Genomic DNA, 6,000 nt, shown 5'->3' on the forward strand with positions numbered 1-6,000 from the left:
ACGTGCCCCAGTACAGCGACCAATATGACCGCAGCCAACCAGGAATTGATCATCGGCCTTGTGAGCACCAGCGACCGCGCAAGCCAAGGCGTGTACGAAGACCGCGGCATCCCCGCGCTCGAAGAATGGTTCCGCGCCGCCCTCGCCTCGCCCTGGCGCAGCATCACGCGCCTGATTCCAGACGAGCGCGCCGTCATCGAACAGACACTGATCGACCTGGTGGACCACCACGGCTGCCATCTGGTGGTCACCACCGGCGGCACCGGACCCGCTCCGCGCGACGTCACGCCAGATGCCACCCTCGCCGTGGCAGAGCGCGTCATGCCAGGCTTTGGCGAGGCGATGCGCGCGGTGAGCCTGAAATACGTGCCCACCGCCATCCTATCGCGCCAGGTGGGCGTGATCCGCGGCCGCTGCCTGATCCTCAACTTGCCCGGCCAGCCCAAAGCCATCAAGGAAACCCTGGATGGCATCTTCGCCGCCGTGCCCTATTGCATCGAGCTCATTGGCGGTCCTTACGTGACCACCCATGAAGAGGTGATCAAGGCCTTCCGTCCCAAGTCCGCCAAGCCGCCGGCCCCATGAAAGCCCGAGCAGCACGCTAGCCATTCCCGTTTTCTCGACCGTGGGCCATGAAACTCTTGTTGCCCTGGACGGTTGTGGCCGCCTGCGCCCCCTGGCCCTGGAAGACGCGCCCGACCAGGAACTGGCCGAGCGCAGTCTGAACATTCGACTCGCCCGCTTTGCCGGCCGCCCAGAGCTCGCCCGCACCGAGAAATCCCTCTCCCCCTACGCCTTCAGCGAAATCGAAGAAGCAGGCATCACCCAGCGGCTGCTAAGCCTTGCGCTGTGAGCACTGCCGCGGCCGACGCATCGTTCATACTTGCATCCCGCAGCACTGCGGATTCCGGAACTCGATCTTGGCTGCCCCCAACCACGCCGCGCGGCAGGCCCACCTATTGTCTATTCCTTTGGCATGCGCTAACCTTGGCCGTTAAAAAATTCAGGCGGCCTCACCGCGCCCGGCTCCGACGTTCACGCCCATGTTCGACTTCAGCGGTCTGATCAACGCCATCCTGCGCAAACGTTCCGACGATCCAGTGGGCAACCTCAAGTCCGCCACGGTCTGGGTGCAGGAGCTGCCGCTGGCAGATGTACACCAGGCGCAAACCGAGATCGTCAAGGCTCTCACCTCCCTCAACGAGAACCGCAAGATGTCGCTCAAGGAGCGCATCCGGGTGGTGATGTATCTGGATGAGAAAGCACGGGGGCTGCAGGCGCAGCTCTGCCGCGACTATCTGGCGGTGATCGATCTGCCCCACGCGCCGGAAAAAGCCTATCTCGGCACCATCCTCAGCTTCTGGGAGGAAATAGCAAACGCTTATCAGATCTGCATTCGTAGTTTCGCGCAGGAACCCATCAACAAGCTCTGGCCGCAGATCCATCTGATCACCCTGCGTGGGCTCTACTACTACGGCATGCAGGCGAAGTGGGCGCATTTGCGTTACTTGCCCGTGGAGGCCACGGTGTGGCGCAACCTCAACCGGCTCTACCTGTTCGCAGAACGGGAAGGCTTCGAGAAGAATCTCTACAGGCCGTTCCCGGATATGGAGTTGGAAACCAGCTGTGTCGCCCAATACATGCACGCCCAGCTCCTGCAGCTGGCCAGCCCGGATAGCCTGCTCCCGGGGCAGATCGACTTGGTGGATCGCTGGCTTTACCAATGGGCCAAGAGTGTGGCGCTGGAACAGGAATTCCGTCCACACCGCCAGCTCTACGCGGTCAACTTGGGTGACACCAAACCGGCGCGCGCCCTGCGGCGCAACATGCTGGGGGAAAAATACCGGTACTTCGGAGTTGGCCTCCTGCTGGTGCAAATCGAGAAAGCCCTGGAGCAGCTCAAGGCGGGCGAGGTACCGGCGCGTATCGGCCTTACCGAGGACTGCCGATTGCCCCAGTGTCTGGATCTGATCGAGTTGGTGGAGAACCGCTGGTCGCGCAAGAACGTGGAGCGCAAACACGAGCGCACCCCTCAGGTGAAGGTGGTGCACGTGGTGCAAGGCCTCCATGACATCGTCGCTCAACTGAAGCCGGGCGCCAAGAAACGTCGGCGCCGCCCCACCGGGCCGCTCATCGACTATCAGGTGACCGGATATACCGTGGGCGGCACGCCCTTGGAAGGCACCACCCAGAGCGAGCCGCACCTGTTTCAGCCCCATCTAGAGCAGTGGGTAATGGAAAACGAAAGCCTTTCCGGCTGCGGCGCCACCATGAATGGCAACACCCAGCCGCTCAAGATCGGCACATTAGTGGGGCTCAAGCCAGACAGCGCGCGCCATTTCCTGATCGGCGTGGTACGGCGCATCAATAAGAATCCCGCCGCCAAGACCTACGTGGGCATCGAAACCCTAAGCCAGACGCCCATCCCGGTGGACCTGCTGACACTGCCCAACGGCGGCCACGCGCCGCTGCGCACGGACGGGATCTACCTCATGGAGCTGCCCGAGGCCCAGCAGCCCCGCAGCCTGCTGCTCGCCCGTCAGGAATACGAGCCCGGTCGGCTGCTGCGCCTGGAAGCCCAGGGCAAGGCCTATACGATCCGCTTGCAGCACGCACTGGCCGTGGGCGATGACTACGCACGGGTGACCTTCGAGGTGCTCGCGCGCCATCACGCCTGAGACCGGCCAGAGTAACGGCAGCCTTTAGACCGCCCACATGGAAGACACGCCCCCTCCCTTGGAGGTCTGCACCGGCCCGCATCCCAGCGCCAGCGTGATCTGGCTGCACGGCCTGGGCGCAGATGGCTATGACTTCCTGCCCGTCGCACAGGAACTTGACTTGCGCGGCCTGCCGGATGTGCGCTTCGTCTTCCCCCACGCGCCCATGAGGCCGGTGACCTGGAATAACGGCTACGTGATGCCGGCCTGGTACGACATCATCGCCATCGGGCCTGGCGCGCCGGAAGACGAAACCGGCCTAGGTGACTCGCGTCAGCGAGTGGAAGCGCTGATCGCACGGGAGAAAGAACGGGGCATCGCACCGCATCACATCGTGCTGGCGGGATTTTCCCAGGGCGGCGCAGTGGCCTTGTTCACAGCACTCCGCCACCCCGCGCGTCTGGCTGGGGTGCTGGCGCTTTCCACCTATTTGCCGCTGGCAGCCAGGCTGCCTGCGGAAGCAACGCCTGCCAACCGAGCGCTGCCCATCTTCATGGCCCACGGCACGCAAGACGGCATCGTACCTTTGGCGTTGGCCGAGGCCAGCCGCCAAAAGCTCGAGACGCTGGGCCATCCGGTGGAGTGGCACACTTACGCCATGGCCCACACGGTGTGCGCCGCGGAAATCGCCGACATCGCTGCCCGGCTGCGGCGAGTGCTCGCCTGAATCAGCCGCGCACGGCCTCGCCGGCTGCGGGCACCTTGGTCACGAGGCGAAAGCTCACGCGCAGCCAGTCGTCGCCGCGCTCCAGCGCCTGGTTGAGCGCGATCTGATAGGTCGTGCCGTGCAGGCTGAACCATAGGTGGCGACCGTTGGCGAATTCCGCGCTGGGCAGGATCAGACTATCGGGCTGCCCGGCTTTCCGCTCGCCCTTGAGGTAGAGGGCGGGGATGGGCAGCACCACATCCACCGCGTCCACGCCATCGATGGTATAGCCCGAGGGCTGCTCGTGACTCGCCCTAAGCAGCAGGGCCACCGGACGCTGGGAGAGAATCTGCAAGCCCACCGCGTATTGGTTGGGGCTCACTTGCACCATCCGCCGAATCACCGCCACCACCCAGTGGCCCTGGCGTTCCGGCTTCACGCCCAGCAGTTTTCCCAAACGAATCCAATCATCTTGCTGCACATCGATCAGGGCACCGAAGCCCCCGTCGCTTTCGTTTTCCACGACCCAGCGCTCATACTCCGGCAGCGGCGGCCGCCGGCCTTGGCGCGCCTCGGCAAGCTTGGTGCGCGTGCGTTGGGTGACGAAGCCGTAGAGATGCATGTCCAACATCTCCTCGTAGCTCAGCCCCTCGCCCGCCCCGCCCAGACGCACCTGATCGTTGTTAAGCTTGACACTGGCACAGATCATGTCCAAGCCACGCACCACCTCGATCTGCTGCATTACCCGCCTGCGCTCGTGGGCGCGCTGGGTCCGTTTCACGGTAGGGGACCAGAGCGCCGCCACCTTGTCCAAAAGCTCGAGACAAGCGGGCAATTTGCAGTCCTCGGTGAGCCCCAGCCGCGCCGGTGCCTCGCCCTTCATGAGCTTGGCACGAATCTCGTCGATGTGGGACTTAAGCTCAAAGGTCCCCCAGTAGCGTTTGCTCTCCGAGGCCTCCACGCGCCGCACCCGTCGTGCGCCCCGGGCCTCCGCCAGATCCACGTAGAAGGTATGTCGCTCGGGTTTGAATTCCTTCTCCAAAACCAGCTCGCGCGTGAAATCCGCCAGCCACTGATCCACTAGATCAAGCTGGCGCGGCAACAGCGTGCCGTTGTTGATTGCGTCCAGCATCAGGATGCGTAAATAGCGCCCGGCGATGCTGGTGCTACGCTCGTCGTGGGTTTCGTAGAGCTTGAGGGGTTCCCGTTCAATCTCCTCGTATTCCGCGAGGTGATAGAGCTTGTTGAGACGCTTCCACAACTTGGGATCCACCCGCTCATAGCGGAAATAGCACCACTTGGCACCAAGGCCGATGTAATGGACGGTGCGGGCGACAATCAGCGCGAGAGAGGGCTTCACCTTGCTGCCGCTGGGATTGCCCACGTAGTCCATCACCAGCGCGTGGTAAGCGTGCAAGATCTCCTGGTAATAGGCGAACACAGCATTCCACAGCCGACTCTCGACGGCGCGCGACATGCGCGGATTGAGCAGGTATTGGCCAAGCAGAGCCCGCAAGATGTCCTGTGCACCTTCGTCTAGGGTGAACAGAGCCGCGATGCGGTCCTTGCTTGGGGCTTGCTGGTGTTGGTTGTATTCACGCAGGGCCTTCACCAGCCCCTCATTCGCCGCATAGAGATTGCCCAAGGGCAGCGTCTCCATCCAGCGGGTGGCGGACTGAACGTCCGTCAGCGGGTCGGTGGGCTTGCGCTTGAAGGAAAAAAAACCGAACACGACATCCTCCGGGGAGGGATCAGCGACAACGAAGCAGGAAACATGCCACGGGGGGGACCGCCCCGCAACGCGAGAGAAATAGCGTTGGATCAGAGTGTTACCCTGTCAAGGCGGCAGCCGGAGCGACACATCCCCGGCCGACCGTCGGAAATCCGACAGGGCTATTCCGGCCAGTGGCGGATGTAGCGCTTGAGCAGACGGTTTTCCAGCTTGGCCTCGGACAGGCAGGCCCGGGCCACGTCGTGGAAGGAAATGATGCCCAGCAGACGCTCGCCCTCCATCACCGGTAGATGGGTGATGCGGTTTTCGGTCATCACCCCGCGCACATAGTCCACCGTATCGTCGGGATTGCCGATGATGGGCTCGGTGACCATCACCTCGCTCACCGTAAGGCGCCCCAGATCGCAACCCCGCTCGTGCATGCCCCGTAGCAGATCACGCCCCGTGAGCAGGCCCACCATGGTCCCACCCTCCATCACGACGACGGAACTGATGTCTTTCTCCACCATGCGCGCCACCGCCTCCTGCACGGTGCAGTCGGGGGGGACGGAGACGATTTCATTGCCCTTGAGGGACAGGATTTCACTGATCAACACGGCAAGACTCGCGCGGGCTCCACCCTAGCGCCCGAGTGTAGGCAAGGGAGAAAGCCCTGTCAAAGGCAAAGCGGGGAGGAAATGGTGCCGGTGAAGAGATTCGAACTCCCGACCCGCGCATTACGAATGCGCTGCTCTACCAGCTGAGCTACACCGGCGGAAAGGGTGGATTATAGGCCTCGGCGCGGGGCTTAGGCAAACGCGTGTATGAGTCCACCACCTTTGGCACTCAGGTTGGTGTTGGAGGAGGAAGGATAGAGGGGTTTGTTGGCCGAGTCGATGGTGGGGGCGCTGGGTGTTGTAGAAGAT

The 6,000-nt window shown here is 63.1% G+C and carries 6 protein-coding genes and 1 tRNA gene; 4 read left to right on the plus strand and 3 right to left on the minus strand.

The window, feature by feature from the left end; genetic code table 11:
• Window positions 1-24: 24 nt before the first annotated feature.
• The 4 genes from mog (at window position 25) to V6E02_RS08275 (ending at window position 3,384) form a co-directional block, all read left to right on the plus strand.
• Window positions 25-585, plus strand: a complete 561-nt coding sequence (mog, locus tag V6E02_RS08260; RefSeq protein ID WP_347308312.1) for a molybdopterin adenylyltransferase — start codon at window positions 25-27, stop codon at window positions 583-585.
• A gap of 40 nt (window positions 586-625) precedes the next feature.
• Window positions 626-853: a hypothetical protein gene (locus tag V6E02_RS08265; protein WP_347308313.1), complete on the plus strand. Its 228-nt coding sequence runs from the start codon at window positions 626-628 to the stop codon at window positions 851-853.
• A gap of 190 nt (window positions 854-1,043) precedes the next feature.
• A complete protein-coding gene (locus tag V6E02_RS08270) occupies window positions 1,044-2,678 on the plus strand; it encodes a cyclic-di-GMP receptor FimW-related protein (protein WP_347308314.1) in 1,635 nt (544 codons plus the stop codon).
• A 37-nt stretch (window positions 2,679-2,715) separates the two neighbouring features.
• Window positions 2,716-3,384: an alpha/beta hydrolase gene (locus tag V6E02_RS08275; RefSeq protein WP_347308315.1), complete on the plus strand. Its 669-nt coding sequence runs from the start codon at window positions 2,716-2,718 to the stop codon at window positions 3,382-3,384.
• 1 nt (window position 3,385) lies between these two features.
• Here the strand turns inward: V6E02_RS08275 and V6E02_RS08280 are convergent, their stop codons facing one another.
• The 3 genes from V6E02_RS08280 to V6E02_RS08290 form a co-directional block, all read right to left on the minus strand.
• Window positions 3,386-5,095 (minus strand): cyclic-di-GMP receptor FimW-related protein, encoded by a 1,710-nt coding sequence (locus V6E02_RS08280; protein WP_347308316.1) that lies wholly within the window; start codon window positions 5,093-5,095, stop codon window positions 3,386-3,388.
• Between the two features lie 161 nt (window positions 5,096-5,256).
• Complete coding sequence (locus tag V6E02_RS08285) at window positions 5,257-5,691, minus strand: CBS domain-containing protein (RefSeq protein WP_347308317.1); 435 nt, start codon at window positions 5,689-5,691, stop codon at window positions 5,257-5,259.
• An 82-nt stretch (window positions 5,692-5,773) separates the two neighbouring features.
• A tRNA-Thr gene (locus V6E02_RS08290) sits at window positions 5,774-5,849 on the minus strand.
• Window positions 5,850-6,000: the final 151 nt, after the last annotated feature.

This window comes from Thiobacter sp. AK1, from assembly GCF_039822265.1.
GTDB lineage: Bacteria > Pseudomonadota > Gammaproteobacteria > Burkholderiales > Thiobacteraceae > Thiobacter > Thiobacter aerophilum.

Excerpts from the sequence above, each read along its gene's own strand:
- mog (WP_347308312.1), top strand. The coding sequence starts at position 25 with ATGACCGCAGCCAACCAGGAATTGATCATCGGCCTTGTGAGCACCAGC.
- V6E02_RS08270 (WP_347308314.1), top strand. The coding sequence starts at position 1,044 with ATGTTCGACTTCAGCGGTCTGATCAACGCCATCCTGCGCAAACGTTCC.
- V6E02_RS08275 (WP_347308315.1), top strand. The coding sequence starts at position 2,716 with ATGGAAGACACGCCCCCTCCCTTGGAGGTCTGCACCGGCCCGCATCCC.